We start from the raw sequence: 16,553 nt of genomic DNA, 5'->3' as shown, positions 1-16,553 counted from the left end.
TATGGCTTCCCATTTGAGAGTTATTGTAATGCGCGCAGCAGCGCATCGTTGTCGGCGTTATCAGCGATCCGAATATCCTGCCAGCCCAGTTCCCGGGCGAGGTTCGCCAGACGCTCACTGACGACCAGAAGCCGACAGCGGAGTAACCAGTTTTCGCGATACCAATGCGGTATCAGCAACCAAAGCTGTTGTAACATTTCACCGCTGGTGACCACCAGCGTATTAATGCCGCGCGCGTGCCAGCGCATCGCTTCTTCCGCGCCATCGTAGTGCTTTGCGCAACGCTGATAGCACTCAACGAACGTCACGTCGGCACCCCGTTCACGCAGCGTTTCGCCCAGCAGCTCGCGGCCACCATTGCCGCGCAAAATGAGCGCGCGCTTTCCGGCAATAGTTTGTAATTCAGGTAATTGTAGCAAGACTTCGCTAATTTCCCGATCTAACGGGTAGCGAACATCAGCACCGCTTACGGTATGCAGCGCCAGCGCCGTTGAGCGACCAATGGCGAAATAGCGTGGGGCAGTTGTCCAGGACAGACTTTGCTGTTGCAGCTGGGCGTTGGCGAATTCCACGGCATGTTGCGACAACGCAAACAACAGATCGCCTTCCTGCAGGGTATTTATCCGATCGGCGAGCGCAGAGAGCTCGCGACCGGGGGAGAATTCAATCAGCGGAAAACTCCAGGCCACCTGCCCCAGTGTGCGCAGACGGCTCACTAACTGCTCTCCTGCGGGAGAAGGGCGGGTGACAAGAATACTCATGCAGGGGGTTCTCCGTTATAGACCTCAGCCAGGATTTCACGCGCGCCGTTATTCAGCAGCTCTTCCGCCAGCGACACGCCAAGCTGTTCGGCATCTTGCGGATTGCCACGACGTTCGCCGCGTACCATCTGTGAACCGTCCGGGGCACCCACCAGCGCGCGCAGCCAGAGTTTCCCTTCGGTTAATTCAGCATAGCTGCCAATCGGCACCTGGCATCCGCCTTCGAGGCGGGTATTCATCGCCCGCTCGGCTTTTACGCGGATAGCGGTCTCGTCATGGTTCAGCGGCGCGAGCAGTTCGCGGGTACGCACATCGTCCAGACGGCACTCAATGCCGACGGCACCCTGGCCCACGGCCGGCAGCGACAGTTCTGGTGGTAGCGCCACGCGAATGCGTTCCTCCAGCCCCAGACGCTTCAGTCCAGCGACGGCAAGAATAATGGCATCGTATTCACCGTTATCCAGTTTGCCCAGGCGTGTGCCGACGTTGCCGCGCAGCGAGCGGATGATCAGGTCAGGGCGACGCTCCGCCAACTGACACTGACGGCGTAAACTGGAGGTGCCAACTACGCTACCTTCGGGCAACGCATCGAGCGAGTCATAGCGGTTAGAGACAAACGCATCACGCGGATCTTCGCGCTCGCAGATGGTCACCAGCCCCAGCCCTTCCGGGAACTCGACGGGCACATCTTTCATGGAGTGCACGGCGATATCGGCGCGGTTCTCAAGCAATGCCAGTTCCAGTTCTTTGACAAACAGGCCCTTGCCGCCCACCTTCGCCAGTGGCGTATCCAGGATCACGTCACCGCGCGTGACCATCGGCACCAGCTCGACGCGCAATCCATTGTGGCAGGCTTCAAGGCGCTGCTTAACATAATGTGCCTGCCAGAGCGCGAGAGGGCTTTGGCGTGTGGCAATTCTCAAAACATTGTCTAACATGCTTGTTACCGTCATTATCAATCGCTAACCATCCTAACATTGTTGACTCTGGGATGGCAGTTTTACGGTTGATGAAGCGCGAGAGGGACACGGTGGCGTATTGGCCAGCCATAGCCGTATTCAGGAATTTACACGTACAGAACGGTGCTACACTTGTATGTAGCGCATCTTTCTTTACGGTCAACCGGCAAGGTGTTAAATTGATCACGTTTTAGACCATTTTTTCGTCGGTACCACCATAATGATAAGGGCGAAAAAAGGGTAACGGTTATCTTTTTGAAATACTGCGGGCTCGCGGTTATTCGTGTTTTGAATGGCTTACGACACCCGGAAACATCAGGCGATACGTCTTGTACCTCTATATTGAGACTCTGAAACAGAGACTGGATGCCATAAATCAATTGCGCGTGGATCGCGCGCTTGCTGCCATGGGCCCTGCTTTCCAGCAGGTATACAGTCTGCTGCCGACATTATTGCACTATCACCATCCGCTGATGCCTGGGTACCTTGACGGTAACGTTCCCAGAGGCATATGTCTTTTCACGCCTGATGAAACCCAACAGCATTATCTGAACGAGCTGGAACTCTACCGCGGCATGCCGCCGCAGGAATCACCGACAGGTGAATTGCCGATTACCGGCGTTTACACGATGGGGAGTACCTCATCGGTAGGGCAAAGCTGTTCTTCAGACCTGGATATCTGGGTCTGCCATCAATCCTGGCTCGATAACGAAGAGCGGCAGCTGCTGCAGCGTAAATGCAGCCTGCTGGAGAGCTGGGCCGCGTCGCTTGGCGTGGAAGTGAGCTTCTTCCTGATTGATGAAAACCGTTTCCGCCATAACGAAAGCGGCAGTCTGGGTGGTGAAGACTGCGGCTCGACTCAGCACATCTTATTGCTGGATGAATTTTATCGTACTGCTGTGCGTCTGGCCGGGAAGCGTATTCTGTGGAATATGGTGCCGTGCGATGAAGAAGAGAATTATGACGACTACGTCATGTCGCTTTATTCGCAGGGCGTTCTGACGCCAAACGAGTGGCTGGATCTGGGCGGCCTTAGCTCCCTGTCCGCAGAAGAGTACTTCGGCGCTAGCCTCTGGCAGCTCTATAAGAGCATTGATTCACCGTACAAAGCGGTGTTGAAAACGCTGTTGCTTGAAGCCTACTCCTGGGAATACCCCACGCCGCGTCTGCTGGCGAAAGATATCAAGCAGCGCCTGCACGATGGTGAGATTGTCTCCTACGGGCTTGATGCCTACTGCATGATGCTGGAACGCGTTACCGAATACCTGAAAGCCATTGATGACTCCACGCGTCTTGACCTGGTGCGTCGATGTTTTTATCTCAAAGTTTGTGAAAAACTGAGCCGCGAGCGCGCCTGTGTGGGCTGGCGTCGTGAAGTGGTCAGCCAGTTAGTGAAAGAGTGGGGATGGGACGAAGCGCGTCTGTCCATGCTCGACAACCGTGCTAACTGGAAAATCGATCAGGTGCGTGAAGCGCATAACGAACTGCTCGATGCGATGATGCAAAGCTACCGTAACCTGATCCGCTTTGCGCGCCGCAACAACCTTAGCGTCTCCGCCAGCCCGCAGGACATTGGCGTACTGACCCGTAAGCTCTATGCCGCGTTTGAAGCGCTGCCGGGCAAAGTCACCCTGGTGAACCCGCAGATTTCGCCTGACCTGTCAGAACCGAACCTGACCTTTATCTATGTACCGCCGGGCCGCGCAAACCGCACCGGGTGGTATCTGTACAACCGTGCGCCTAGCATGGACTCGATCGTCAGCCATCAGCCGTTGGAATATAACCGCTACCTGAACAAACTGGTGGCCTGGGCGTGGTTTAACGGTCTGCTGACTTCACGTACCCGCCTGTTTATCAAGGGCAACGAGGTCGTCGATTTAGCCAAGCTGCAGGAGATGGTGGCGGATGTTTCGCACCACTTCCCACTGCGTCTGCCTGCGCCAACGCCGAAAGCGCTCTACAGCCCCTGTGAAATTCGCCATCTGGCGATTATCGTCAACCTGGAATACGACCCGACGGCAGCTTTCCGTAATCAGGTAGTCCATTTTGACTTCCGCAAACTGGACGTCTTCAGCTTTGGCGAACAGCAAAACTGTCTGGTGGGCAGCGTGGATCTGCTGTACCGCAACTCGTGGAATGAAGTGCGTACTCTGCATTTCAACGGCGAGCAGGCGATGATCGAAGCGCTGAAAACTATTCTGGGCAAAATGCACCAGGACGCCGCGCCGCCGGACAGCGTCGAAGTGTTCTGCTACAGCCAGCACCTGCGCGGCTTAATTCGTACCCGCGTGCAGCAACTGGTCTCCGAGTGCATCGAGCTGCGTCTCTCCAGTACCCGTCAGGAAACCGGGCGTTTTAAAGCGCTGCGCGTCTCCGGCCAGACCTGGGGGCTGTTCTTCGAACGTCTGAATGTATCGGTACAGAAGCTGGAAAACGCCATTGAGTTTTACGGGGCGATTTCACATAACAAGCTGCATGGACTGTCGGTCCAGGTGGAAACCAACCACGTCAAACTGCCACAGGTGGTGGACGGCTTTGCGAGTGAAGGGATTATTCAGTTCTTCTTCGAAGAGTCGGGCGACGATGCCGGGTTTAACATTTACATTCTGGATGAGACCAACCGCGCCGAGGTGTATCATCATTGTGAAGGTAGCAAAGAGGAGCTGGTGCGCGACGTCAGCCGTTTCTACTCTTCTTCACATGATCGCTTCACCTATGGCTCCAGCTTTATCAACTTCAACCTGCCGCAGTTCTATCAGATTGTGAACGTTGATGGGCGAGCGCAGGTGATCCCGTTCCGTACGCAGGCAATTACCCCTGCGGTGCCAGCAAACCAGGATACCGCACCGCTGTTGCAGCAGTATTTCTCCTGATTTCGTGATCCCGGTGGCGGCTACGCCTTACCGGGCCTACAACAGCCCGAACCCGTAGGCCGGGTAAGCGTAAGCGCCACCCGGCAACAAAACTACCTGAAACTGACGGTCTCACCCGCCTGCGCCGTCGCTGCCTGCTCCAGCAAATCCCAGAACGTTTCGCCGCTGCGGTCGCAAATCCATTCCCCGTCTTTCAGATCGAAATGATATCCGCCCTGTTTTGCGGCCAGCCAGACCTGGTGAAGCGGTTCCTGGCGGTTAATAATAATTTTGCTGCCGTTTTCGAAGCTCAGGGTCAGAATGCCGCCGTTGATTTCACAATCGATATCGCTGTCGCCGTCCCAGTCGTCGAGACGTTCTTCGATGGTCATCCACAGGGTGTCTGCAAGGCGATGGAATTCACTGTCGTTCATGGTTTTGTTCCTGTTTTTCGTGATGCCGGCAGTATAACGCTAAATAATTCACGTTGCAGGAAAGCGGCAAACTCTTGCTTTTGTGTCTTCTCCTGCGATGATAGAAACAGATTTGAACTTACGGGCAACTTTATAATGAAAAACGCTTTCCGAACGCTTGCCGTTCTCATCACCCTGTTTAGCCTGACGGGCTGCGGACTGAAGGGACCACTCTACTTCCCACCTGCGGATAAAACCGCGCCGCCGCCGACGAAACCCGTCCAAAGCGGCATTGAGTCTACCACGCCAAATACTAACGATCGTGGCGACAACGGTGGCCCTACTCAGGTTAATCTCTGACGACAACGTTCTGTACCCGCGCAATGGAGCAAATGATGCAGTTCTCTAAAATGCATGGCCTTGGCAACGATTTTATGGTCGTCGACGCGGTAACGCAGAATGTGTTTTTCTCCCCGGAACTGATCCGTCGCCTGGCGGATCGGCATCTGGGCGTGGGGTTTGATCAACTGCTGGTGGTTGAGCCGCCATACGATCCCGACCTCGATTTCCACTACCGTATTTTTAACGCGGACGGCAGCGAGGTTAACCAGTGCGGCAACGGTGCGCGCTGTTTTGCCCGCTTTGTCCGCCTGAAAGGGCTGACCAACAAGCGCGATATTCGCGTCAGTACGGCCAACGGCCGCATGGTGCTCAGCGTCACCGATGACGAACTGGTGCGCGTGAACATGGGCGAGCCTAACTTCGAACCCTCTGCCGTGCCGTTTCGCGCAAACAAAGCGGAAAAGACCTATATTATGCGTGCGGCCGAGCAGACAGTATTGTGCGGCGTCGTCTCGATGGGTAATCCGCACTGCGTGATTCAGGTAGATGATGTGGAAACCGCCGCGGTTGAAACGCTCGGTCCGGTGCTGGAAGGCCACGAGCGTTTTCCGGAGCGGGCGAACATCGGTTTCATGCAGGTGGTGAAGCGTGAGCACATCCGCCTGCGGGTTTACGAGCGCGGCGCGGGCGAAACCCAGGCCTGCGGTAGCGGTGCGTGTGCGGCCGTGGCGGTCGGCATCTCACAGGGGCTACTCGCCGAAGAGGTTCGCGTCGAGTTACCGGGCGGTCGGCTTGATATCGCCTGGAAAGGACCGGGTCATCCACTGTATATGACTGGCCCGGCGGCACATGTCTATGACGGGTTTATCCATCTATGAAACAACCAGGGGAAGAACTGCAGGAAACAGTGACGGAACTGGACGACAGAGCTGTTGTGGATTATCTGCTGCGCAATCCTGAGTTTTTTATTCGCAATGCACGCGTCGTCGAAGAGATGCGCGTGCCGCATCCGGTGCGCGGGACCGTGTCGCTGGTCGAATGGCACATGGCGCGCTCGCGCAACCACATCAATCAGCTAGAAGAGAACATGACGCTGCTGATGGAACAGGCCAGTACCAACGAAAGTCTGTTCTATCGTTTGCTGCATTTGCAGGCGCGTCTGGCCTCGGCGCACAGCCTTGATGAGTTCCTTAGCCGCTTCCACCGCTGGGCGCGTGAGCTTGGGCTGGCGGGTGCAACGATTCGTCTTTTCCCTGACCGCTGGCGCATTGGCGCACCGTCCGGGTTTACCCATCTGGCGCTCAGTCGTCAGGCGTTTGAACCGCTGCGCATTCAGCGTCTGGGCCATGCGCATCACTATCTGGGGCCGCTGAACGGGCCTGAACTGCTGGTGGTATTACCGGAAGCGAAGGCGATTGGCTCGGTGGCGATGTCGCTGATGGGACGCGATGGCGATCTGGGCGTCATGTTATTTACCAGCCGCGACGCGCACCACTACGAGCAAGGCCAGGCCACGCACCTGCTGCAGGAGATCGCCCTGATGCTGCCCGAACTGCTGGAGCGCTGGATTGAACGCGTATGACGGACGGACCGCTTTCCACTGACGTCGCGCGCTTTCTGCGCTATCTGGGGGTGGAACGTCAGCTCAGCCCCATTACGCTGCTTAACTACCAGCGTCAGCTTGATGCCATCATGCAGATTGCCGACGAGATCGGCCTGAAAAGCTGGCAACAATGTGACGCTGCCACGGTACGCGGGTTCGTTGTGCGTAGCCGAAAAAAAAACCTCAGCCCGGCGAGCCTGGCGCTCAGACTCTCCGCGCTACGCAGTTTCTTTGACTGGCTGGTCAGCCAGGGCGGCATAAAAGCCAACCCGGCAAAAGGGATCGCCACGCCGAAAGCCCCGCGCCATCTGCCGAAAAATATCGACGTCGACGACGTAAACCGTCTGCTGGATATCGATCTGAACGATCCGTTGGCGGTGCGTGACCGCGCGATGCTGGAAGTAATGTACGGCGCAGGCCTGCGTCTGTCTGAACTGGTGAACCTCGATTTAAAACACCTCGACCTGGACACCGGTGAAGTGTGGGTAATGGGCAAAGGCAGCAAAGAGCGCCGCCTGCCCATTGGCCGCAATGCCGTCGCCTGGATCGAACACTGGCTTGACCTGCGCGGGCTGTTTGGCGCGGAAGAAGATGCGCTGTTCCTGTCGAAACTCGGCAAGCGGATCTCGGCGCGTAACGTACAGAAGCGCTTTGCGGAGTGGGGTATTAAGCAGGGGCTGAACAGTCATGTTCACCCGCATAAGCTGCGCCACTCCTTTGCGACACACATGCTTGAGTCGAGCGGCGATCTGCGCGGCGTGCAGGAACTCCTCGGCCATGCGAATCTGTCGACCACTCAAATCTACACCCACTTAGACTTCCAACACCTTGCCTCGGTGTATGACGCGGCGCATCCACGCGCCAAACGGGGGAAATAATGCGTTTTTACCGCCCACTCGGCCAGATCTCAGCCCTGACGTTTGACCTTGATGACACCCTTTATGACAACCGCGAGGTGATTCTGCGTACCGAGCAGGCGTCGCTGGCGTTTGTGCAGAACTACCACCCGGCGCTGAAGACGATGCAGAACAAGGACTTTCAGACGCTGCGTCAGTCTCTGCGTGAGACCGAGCCGGACATTTACCATGACGTGACCGAATGGCGTCGCCGCGCGGTGGAGCAGGCGATGCTCAACGCAGGGCTCAACGCACGGGATGCGGCCATCGGTGCTGAGGCAGCGATGGAAAACTTTGCCAAATGGCGCAGTCGCATCGACGTGCCGCAGGAGACCCACGACACGCTGGCGAAGCTCGCCGAAAAGTGGCCGCTGGTGGCCATCACCAACGGCAATGCGCAGCCGGAGCTGTTTGGTCTCGATCATTACTTTGAGTTTGTGCTGCGCGCGGGCCCGCATGGGCGCGCCAAGCCGTTCAGCGATATGTACCATCTGGCGGCGGAAAAACTGAATCTGCCGCTGGGTAACATTCTGCATGTGGGTGATGACCTCACCACCGACGTGGCTGGCGCTATCCGCTGCGGCATGCAGGCCTGCTGGATCAAGCCAGAGAACGCCGACCTGATGACCACGCTGGATAGCCGTCTTCTGCCGCACGTGGAAATTTCACGGTTGGCATCCCTCACGACGCTGATATAATCACCAGTAATATTGTATAAATTACCAGGGTTTTGCAGTTGTAGGCCCGGTAAGCGAAGCGCCACCGGGCGTTTTGCTCTGTTCCTGAATACTATGTGACGGTGCCAATGGACGTTTCTTACCTGCTCGACAGCCTTAATGACAAACAGCGTGAAGCCGTAGCGGCCTCGCGCACCAACATGCTGGTGCTGGCTGGGGCGGGCAGTGGTAAGACGCGCGTGCTGGTTCACCGTATCGCGTGGCTGCAGAGCGTGGAAAACTGCTCGCCGTACTCAATCATGGCCGTCACGTTTACCAATAAGGCGGCGGCGGAGATGCGCCACCGTATCGCCCAGTTAATGGGTACCAGCCAGGGCGGCATGTGGGTCGGCACCTTCCACGGCCTGGCGCACCGCCTGCTGCGCGCGCACCATATGGACGCCAACCTGCCGCAGGATTTTCAGATCCTCGACAGCGAAGACCAGCTCCGTCTGCTGAAGCGTCTGATCAAGGCGATGAACCTTGACGAGAAACAGTGGCCGCCGCGTCAGGCGATGTGGTACATCAACGGTCAGAAAGATGAAGGGTTGCGCCCGCACCATATTCAGAGCTTCGGCAACCCGGTGGAGCAGACCTGGCAAAACGTCTACAAAGCCTACCAGGAAGCGTGCGATCGCGCCGGTCTGGTGGATTTCGCCGAGCTGCTGCTGCGCGCCCACGAACTGTGGCTCAACAAACCACATATCCTTCAGCACTACCGTGAACGCTTTACCAATATCCTGGTGGACGAATTCCAGGATACCAACAACATCCAGTACGCATGGATCCGCCTGCTGGCGGGCGATACCGGTAAGGTGATGATCGTGGGGGATGATGACCAGTCGATCTACGGCTGGCGCGGGGCGCAGGTGGGAAACATCCAGCGCTTCCTCAACGATTTCCCCGGCGCACAAACCATCCGTCTGGAGCAGAACTATCGCTCCACCAGCAACATTCTGAGCGCAGCCAACGCCCTGATTGAAAACAACAACGGGCGTCTGGGTAAAAAGCTGTGGACCGACGGCGTCGACGGCGAGCCGATTTCAATTTACTGCGCCTTCAACGAGCTCGACGAAGCCCGCTTCGTGGTGAACCGTATTAAAACCTGGCAGGATAACGGCGGCGCGTTAGAGCAGTGCGCCATTCTCTACCGGAGTAACGCCCAGTCACGCGTGCTGGAAGAGGCGCTGCTGCAGGTAGGTATGCCGTACCGCATTTATGGCGGTATGCGCTTCTTCGAACGTCAGGAAATCAAAGATGCGCTCTCGTATCTGCGTCTGATTGCGAACCGTAATGATGACGCGGCGTTTGAGCGCGTGGTCAACACCCCAACCCGTGGCATTGGCGACCGCACGCTGGACGTGGTGCGTCAGGCCTCGCGCGACCGCCAGCTGACGCTGTGGCAGGCGTGCCGCGAGCTGCTGCAGGAGAAAGCCCTTGCCGGTCGTGCGGCCAGCGCATTGCAGCGCTTCCTTGAGCTGATTGACGCCCTGGCGCAGGAAACCGCCGATATGCCGCTGCACGTGCAGACTGACCGGGTAATCAAAGACTCCGGCCTGCGCACCATGTACGAGCAGGAAAAAGGCGAGAAGGGTCAGACCCGTATTGAGAACTTAGAGGAACTGGTCACGGCAACGCGCCAGTTCAGCTACAACGAAGAAGACGAAGACCTGATGCCGCTGCAGGCGTTCCTTTCCCACGCCGCGCTGGAGGCGGGTGAAGGGCAGGCGGACACCTGGCAGGATGCGGTGCAACTGATGACACTGCACTCCGCCAAAGGTCTGGAGTTCCCGCAGGTCTTTATCGTCGGGATGGAAGAGGGGATGTTCCCGAGCCAGATGTCGCTCGATGAAGGCGGACGGCTGGAAGAGGAGCGTCGACTGGCCTATGTGGGCGTGACGCGCGCGATGCAAAAGCTGACGCTAACCTATGCGGAAACCCGCCGCCTGTACGGGAAAGAGGTCTACCACCGTCCGTCTCGCTTTATTGGCGAACTGCCGGAGGAGTGCGTGGAGGAAGTGCGCCTGCGTGCCAGCATCAGCCGCCCTGTCAGCCATCCGCGTATGGGATCACCGATCTCTGAAACGGACACCGGCTACAAGCTGGGTCAGCGCGTGCGCCATTCGAAGTTTGGCGAAGGCACCATTGTAAATCTGGAAGGCAGCGGCGAGCACAGCCGCCTGCAGGTGGCGTTCCAGGGGCAGGGGATCAAATGGCTGGTGGCCGCTTACGCTAAGCTAGAAACAGTGTAACTTTCAGAAAAATATCATTATTTTGTAATAATCTGCTAGCCTTATACGTTGAAGGTCAATTAATGCCCTTCAGCGTTCCGTTGCGTGTTGACGCCACAGTTACTGCTGGCGTAACATGCGCGCACGATTACGCTAAGAGGACATTCGCCTTGGACACACCCAGTAGATACTGGCTCAATTCCCTGTCATCCAGGAACAACTCCTAAGGCTATCTCCCCTTGCTGATGGCCTTAGTGGTTGTCAGCGACTGCATTATTCCCGTCGCGCTGAGTCAGGCTGTTTAATGGTCTGAAACCCAATTTGTTTCTGTGTGCCCACCGAACTGTCCGATATTTTTTGCATTGGGAGTCCCGGTCATGTTGAGCGCATTTCAACTCGAAAATAACCGACTGACTCGGCTTGAAGCCGAAGAGTCACAGCCCCTCATTGATGCCGTATGGGTGGATCTGGTCGAGCCGGACGACGATGAGCGCCTTCGCGTACAATCTGAGCTGGGGCAAAGCCTGGCAACCCGTCCTGAACTGGAAGACATCGAAGCTTCTGCGCGTTTTTTTGAAGATGAAGATGGCCTGCACATTCACTCCTTCTTCTTCTTTGAAGATGCGGAAGACCATGCGGGCAACTCCACCGTGGCCTTTACCATTCGCGACGGTCGCCTGTTTACCCTGCGCGAGCGTGAACTGCCCGCGTTTCGTCTCTACCGCATGCGCGCCCGCAGCCAGGCAATGGTGGACGGCAACGCTTACGAACTGCTGCTCGACCTGTTTGAGACCAAAATCGAACAGCTGGCGGATGAGATTGAAAACATCTACAGCGACCTGGAAAAGCTGAGCCGCGTGATCATGGAAGGCCATCAGGGCGATGAATACGACGAAGCGCTCTCCACGCTGGCCGAGCTGGAAGATATCGGCTGGAAGGTGCGTTTGTGTCTGATGGATACCCAGCGCGCGCTGAACTTCCTCGTGCGCAAGGCGCGTCTGCCGGGTGGTCAGCTGGAGCAGGCGCGTGAGATCCTGCGCGATATCGAATCCCTGCTGCCGCACAACGAATCCCTGTTCCAGAAGGTGAACTTCCTGATGCAGGCGGCGATGGGCTTTATCAACATCGAGCAGAACCGCATCATCAAGATCTTCTCGGTGGTATCCGTGGTGTTCCTGCCGCCGACGCTGGTGGCCTCCAGCTATGGGATGAACTTCGAGTTTATGCCGGAGCTGAAGTGGAGCTTTGGTTACCCGGGGGCGATTATCTTTATGATCCTCGCCGGGCTGGCGCCGTATCTGTACTTTAAGCGTCGTAACTGGCTTTGAGAATCCGCCCGGTGGCGCTGCGCTTACCGGGCCTACTGAACATGTAGGCCGGATAAGGCGCAGCCGCCATCCGGCAAAAAGGCACTACAGCCCTTTGCGCACTCTGCGCTGGGTGTAAATCGCATCGGCGACAAAAATCGCCAGCGCTACCCAGATAAAGGCGAACGTCACCATCTTATCTGCGCCCGGCACTTCGCCGTAAAACACCACCGCCAGCAGAAACATCAGCGTCGGGCCGATGTACTGGAAGAAGCCCAGCGTGGAGAGACGCAGACGCGTTGCCGCACCGGTGAAGCACAGCAGAGGAATAGTGGTCACCACGCCTGCCGCCATCAGCATCAGATTCAGCGACCACGGGTTGCTGCCCATATGACTGGTGGCGCTGTCGGCGATACCGAAGAGGTAGATCGCCGCCACCGGCAGCAGCCACAGGGTTTCAAACAGCATCCCCGTTTGTGCTTCCACCGCAATCTTCTTACGTACCAGACCGTAGAACGCAAAGCTGAACGCCAGGCCGAGGGCAATAATCGGCAGCGAGCCGAACGTCCAGAGCTGTACCAGCACGCCGCAGAAGGCCAGAAACACCGCCAGCCACTGCATACGGCGGAAACGTTCGCCGAGGAAAAGCATCCCCAGTACGATGTTCACCAGCGGGTTAATAAAGTAGCCAAGACTGGCTTCGAGCATGTGGTGGTTGTTCACCGCCCAGATAAACAGCAGCCAGTTTCCGCCAATGAGCACCGCCGAGAGTGCCAGCAGGAAAACTTTCTTAGGCGTTTTGAGCAGCGTCTTGACGCCGGACCACTGACGGCTGAGGCTCATTAGCGCGATCATAAAGAAAAAGGACCAGATGACGCGGTGAGTGAGGATCTCGTCGGCCGGTACATAAGCGATAAACTTGAAGTACGCCGGTGCAATACCCCAAATAAAATAAGCGGCAAGGGCGAGTAAAACGCCCTGCCGCGTCTGTTTAGCATCCATCGGGAAAATCCGTTACAAAAAAGTGAATTAATTTTACCCGATTTTGCCGCTTCAACCCACCATATAAGTGGCGGTTGCGCTGGCGATATAAACCTGTTCTTCGTTGTGTAATTCTACGCGCGCCACCGCCACTTTATTCCCCGCACGCAGCAGGCTGCTGGTGCAGGTAAAGCGATTGCCGCGTCCGGGGCGAAGATAATCGACGCGTAAATCAATGGTGCCCATGCGTGCCAGACGCTGACGGAGTTCGTCTTCATTGATGGTGTCATGACGCGTCAGCGTACTGCCCACGCAGACCAGACCAGCCGCCACGTCCAGCGCGGAAGCAATCACCCCGCCGTGCAAAATACTTTGCGCCCAGTTGCCCACCATCATCGGCTGGTTGTTGAAGCTCAACTGGGCAAATTCTTTCTCGTAACGCTCCAGCTCCAGACCCAGCGCACGGTTAAATGGCATATGGTAAACAAAAATCTCGCCCACGAGCTTTAACACTTCTTCAGAGGTAAGCATGGCTGACATGAGGTTTCACATCCCTATTGTTAATGAAATGTTGATTTTATGCCTCAACAATACGGATTTCCACTTTCAGAAACGAGGAGGCGGAAGTTGGCGCAGAAGTCTGTAGAATGCCCGGATAAAATTATTCATTACACGTCACTATTTCAGGAGAACACCACCGATGCGGACGTATCTGGGTTGGTTACTGGCGGCGGTTGCGCTGCCCCTCACAGCATATGCGCAGGAAGCGACAGTTAAAGAAGTGCACGATGCGCCATCCGTACACGGTAGCATCATTGCTAACATGCTTCAGGAGCATGACAATCCGTTCACGCTTTACCCGTATGACACCAACTACGTGATTTACACCCAGACCAGCGATCTGAACAAAGAAGCGATAAGCTCCTATAACTGGTCTGATAATGCGCGTAAAGATGAGGTGAAGTTCCAGTTGAGCCTCGCCTTCCCGTTCTGGCGCGGTATTCTGGGGCCGAACTCGGTACTCGGTGCCTCTTACACGCAGAAATCCTGGTGGCAGCTTTCCAACAGCGGCGAATCTTCGCCGTTCCGTGAAACCAACTATGAGCCGCAGCTGTTCCTTGGCTTTGCAACGGATTATGAATTCGCCGGATGGACGTTGCGTGACGTCGAAGTCGGCTTTAATCACGATTCTAACGGCCGTTCCGACCCCACGTCTCGTAGCTGGAACCGTGCCTATACGCGCCTGATGGCGCAGAACGGCAACTGGATGGTGGAAGTGAAGCCGTGGTATGTGGTGGGGAGCACCGACGATAACCCGGATATCACCAAATATATGGGTTACTACCAGCTCAAGGTCGGCTACCAGTTAGGCGATGCCGTGCTGAGCGCGAAAGGCCAGTACAACTGGAATACCGGCTACGGTGGTGCGGAAGTGGGCCTGAGCTACCCGGTAACGAAGCATGTGCGCCTCTATACGCAGGTGTACAGCGGTTACGGCGAGTCGCTAATCGACTATAACTTCAACCAGACCCGCGTGGGTGTGGGCGTAATGCTGAACGATATTCTCTAAGCTGCTCGAATGTTTTTGCGTTAAACGTTGAAGTTTCTCTCTCAGGCGCTGAAAATAGCGCCTGTTTCATTTCTGGCATATGGGGTTAACGTGGCGCAGGCGGAAGTATTGAATCAGGAGTCGCTGGCTAAACAGGTTTTGCATGAAACCTTTGGCTACCAGCAGTTCCGCCCTGGCCAGGAAACCATCATTGAAACCGTGCTGGAAGGCCGTGATTGTCTGGTCGTTATGCCGACCGGCGGCGGGAAATCACTCTGTTATCAGGTGCCCGCGCTGGTGCTTAACGGCCTGACGGTCGTGGTATCGCCCCTTATTTCTCTGATGAAAGACCAGGTTGATCAACTGCTCGCCAACGGCGTGGCGGCGGCCTGTCTTAATTCCACGCAAACCCGGGAGCAGCAGCAAGAGGTGATGGCCGGGTGTCGCACCGGGCAGGTTCGTCTGCTGTATATCGCACCGGAACGCCTGATGCTGGATAACTTCCTCGACCATCTCGCACACTGGAACCCGGTCCTGCTGGCGGTGGATGAAGCGCACTGTATCTCGCAGTGGGGGCACGATTTCCGCCCGGAATATGCCGCCCTCGGCCAGCTCCGTCAGCGCTTCCCGGAACTGCCGTTTATGGCGCTTACCGCCACGGCAGATGATACGACGCGTCTGGATATCGTTCGCCTGCTGGGGCTGAATGATCCCTATATTCAGGTCAGCAGCTTTGACCGCCCTAACATCCGCTACATGCTGATGGAAAAATTCAAGCCGCTGGATCAGCTCCTGCGCTATGTCCAGGAACAGCGCGGCAAGTCGGGCATTATCTACTGCAACAGTCGGGCGAAGGTGGAAGACACCGCCGCGCGTCTGCAAAACCGTGGCTTTAGCGCCGCGGCGTATCATGCCGGGCTGGAGAACCACATCCGCGCGGATGTGCAGGAGAAATTCCAGCGTGACGACCTGCAGATTGTGGTCGCGACGGTGGCGTTCGGAATGGGGATTAACAAGCCCAACGTGCGTTTTGTGGTGCATTTCGATATCCCGCGTAATATCGAATCCTACTATCAGGAAACCGGCCGCGCCGGGCGTGATGGTCTGCCTGCGGAAGCGATGCTGTTTTACGATCCAGCCGATATGGCGTGGCTGCGCCGCTGTCTGGAAGAGAAACCGCAGGGACAGCTGCAGGATATCGAACGCCATAAGCTCAACGCGATGGGGGCGTTTGCCGAAGCGCAAACCTGCCGCCGTCTGGTGCTGCTCAACTATTTTGGTGAAGGGCGACAGGAGCCGTGCGGCAACTGCGATATCTGTCTCGATCCGCCGAAGCAGTACGATGGCCTGATGGACGCGCGTAAGGCGCTTTCGACCATTTACCGTGTGAATCAACGCTTCGGGATGGGTTACGTGGTGGAAGTGTTGCGCGGCGCCAATAACCAGCGTATCCGCGACATGGGCCACGACAAGCTGCCGGTCTATGGGATCGGTAAAGACCAGAGCCACGAGCACTGGGTTAGCATTATTCGTCAGCTCATTCACCTCGGATTTGCCACGCAGAACATCGCTCAGCACTCGGCGCTACAGCTGACCGAAGCCGCGCGTCCGGTGTTGCGCGGTGACGTTGAACTGAAGCTCGCCGTACCGCGCGTGGTCGCCCTCAAACCACGCGTGATGCAGAAATCCTACGGCGGTAACTATGACCGCAAGCTGTTTGCCAAACTGCGTAAGCTGCGTAAAGCCATAGCTGATGAAGAGAACATCCCGCCTTACGTGGTGTTCAACGACGCGACGCTGATTGAGATGGCGGAACAGATGCCGCTCAGCGCCAGCGAAATGCTCAGCGTCAACGGCGTAGGCACGCGCAAGCTGGAGCGCTTCGGTAAAGAGTTTATGGCGCTTATCCGTTCTCACGTTGACGGAGATGATGAGGAGTAGTC

At 56.7% G+C, this 16,553-nt stretch carries 16 protein-coding genes; 11 read left to right on the top strand and 5 right to left on the bottom strand.

The window, feature by feature from the left end:
* Positions 1-20: 20 nt before the first annotated feature.
* Together hemD and hemC are read right to left on the bottom strand one after the other, a co-directional pair.
* On the bottom strand, positions 21-761 hold the full coding sequence (gene hemD, locus A4308_RS06265) for a uroporphyrinogen-III synthase (RefSeq protein ID WP_045135421.1): 741 nt from the start codon (positions 759-761) through the stop codon (positions 21-23).
* Positions 758-1,699: a hydroxymethylbilane synthase gene (gene hemC / locus A4308_RS06260; protein ID WP_032629599.1), complete on the bottom strand. Its 942-nt coding sequence runs from the start codon at positions 1,697-1,699 to the stop codon at positions 758-760. Before hemC ends, hemD begins: the two co-directional genes overlap by 4 nt.
* A gap of 350 nt (positions 1,700-2,049) precedes the next feature.
* Here hemC and cyaA point away from each other — a divergent pair, with 350 nt between their 5' ends.
* Positions 2,050-4,593, top strand: coding sequence for a class I adenylate cyclase (gene cyaA, locus A4308_RS06255; protein ID WP_023331572.1), 2,544 nt, complete (start codon positions 2,050-2,052; stop codon positions 4,591-4,593).
* 92 nt (positions 4,594-4,685) lie between these two features.
* Here the strand turns inward: cyaA and cyaY are convergent, their stop codons facing one another.
* A complete protein-coding gene (gene cyaY, locus A4308_RS06250; protein WP_014885651.1) occupies positions 4,686-5,006 on the bottom strand; it encodes an iron donor protein CyaY in 321 nt (106 codons plus the stop codon).
* A gap of 135 nt (positions 5,007-5,141) precedes the next feature.
* Between cyaY and lptM the strand changes: the two genes are divergently transcribed.
* From lptM to corA, 8 genes are all read left to right on the top strand, one after another.
* Positions 5,142-5,345 carry an LPS translocon maturation chaperone LptM gene (gene lptM / locus A4308_RS06245; RefSeq protein ID WP_014885650.1) on the top strand — a complete coding sequence of 68 codons (204 nt, stop codon included), beginning with the start codon at positions 5,142-5,144 and terminating at the stop codon, positions 5,343-5,345.
* A gap of 35 nt (positions 5,346-5,380) precedes the next feature.
* Positions 5,381-6,205 carry a diaminopimelate epimerase gene (gene dapF, locus A4308_RS06240; RefSeq protein ID WP_014885649.1) on the top strand — a complete coding sequence of 275 codons (825 nt, stop codon included), beginning with the start codon at positions 5,381-5,383 and terminating at the stop codon, positions 6,203-6,205.
* Positions 6,202-6,909: a DUF484 domain-containing protein gene (locus tag A4308_RS06235; RefSeq protein ID WP_023331571.1), complete on the top strand. Its 708-nt coding sequence runs from the start codon at positions 6,202-6,204 to the stop codon at positions 6,907-6,909. The genes dapF and A4308_RS06235 overlap by 4 nt, the downstream gene beginning before the upstream one ends.
* Positions 6,906-7,808 (top strand): tyrosine recombinase XerC, encoded by a 903-nt coding sequence (gene xerC, locus A4308_RS06230; protein WP_014885647.1) that lies wholly within the window; start codon positions 6,906-6,908, stop codon positions 7,806-7,808. Before A4308_RS06235 ends, xerC begins: the two co-directional genes overlap by 4 nt.
* Positions 7,808-8,524 carry a 5-amino-6-(5-phospho-D-ribitylamino)uracil phosphatase YigB gene (gene yigB, locus A4308_RS06225; RefSeq protein ID WP_045281891.1) on the top strand — a complete coding sequence of 239 codons (717 nt, stop codon included), beginning with the start codon at positions 7,808-7,810 and terminating at the stop codon, positions 8,522-8,524. Before xerC ends, yigB begins: the two co-directional genes overlap by 1 nt.
* Before the next feature lie 107 nt (positions 8,525-8,631).
* Complete coding sequence (gene uvrD / locus A4308_RS06220; RefSeq protein WP_045281890.1) at positions 8,632-10,794, top strand: DNA helicase II; 2,163 nt, start codon at positions 8,632-8,634, stop codon at positions 10,792-10,794.
* A 149-nt stretch (positions 10,795-10,943) separates the two neighbouring features.
* Complete coding sequence (gene ysgD / locus A4308_RS22725) at positions 10,944-11,000, top strand: YsgD/CorL family protein (RefSeq protein ID WP_212743980.1); 57 nt, start codon at positions 10,944-10,946, stop codon at positions 10,998-11,000.
* 150 nt (positions 11,001-11,150) lie between these two features.
* A complete protein-coding gene (gene corA, locus A4308_RS06215) occupies positions 11,151-12,101 on the top strand; it encodes a magnesium/cobalt transporter CorA (protein WP_008501540.1) in 951 nt (316 codons plus the stop codon).
* Positions 12,102-12,185: 84 nt separating this feature from the next.
* Here corA and rarD read toward each other — a convergent pair whose 3' ends face one another.
* Both rarD and yigI read right to left on the bottom strand, forming a co-directional pair.
* Positions 12,186-13,082: an EamA family transporter RarD gene (gene rarD / locus A4308_RS06210; protein WP_014885644.1), complete on the bottom strand. Its 897-nt coding sequence runs from the start codon at positions 13,080-13,082 to the stop codon at positions 12,186-12,188.
* Between the two features lie 51 nt (positions 13,083-13,133).
* Positions 13,134-13,601, bottom strand: coding sequence for an acyl-CoA thioesterase YigI (yigI, locus tag A4308_RS06205; RefSeq protein WP_023331568.1), 468 nt, complete (start codon positions 13,599-13,601; stop codon positions 13,134-13,136).
* Positions 13,602-13,761: 160 nt separating this feature from the next.
* On the opposite strand from yigI, the gene pldA reads away from it, so the two are divergent.
* Both pldA and recQ read left to right on the top strand, forming a co-directional pair.
* On the top strand, positions 13,762-14,631 hold the full coding sequence (pldA, locus tag A4308_RS06200; protein WP_014885642.1) for a phospholipase A: 870 nt from the start codon (positions 13,762-13,764) through the stop codon (positions 14,629-14,631).
* Between the two features lie 90 nt (positions 14,632-14,721).
* Positions 14,722-16,551, top strand: coding sequence for an ATP-dependent DNA helicase RecQ (gene recQ / locus A4308_RS06195; protein ID WP_014885641.1), 1,830 nt, complete (start codon positions 14,722-14,724; stop codon positions 16,549-16,551).
* Positions 16,552-16,553: the final 2 nt, after the last annotated feature.

The sequence above is a fragment of the Enterobacter sp. ODB01 genome (genome assembly GCF_001623605.1).
Taxonomy (GTDB): Bacteria; Pseudomonadota; Gammaproteobacteria; order Enterobacterales; family Enterobacteriaceae; genus Enterobacter; species Enterobacter kobei.
Note: the sequence above shows the minus strand (reverse complement) of the source record. Positions and strands in the feature narration are given on the sequence as shown.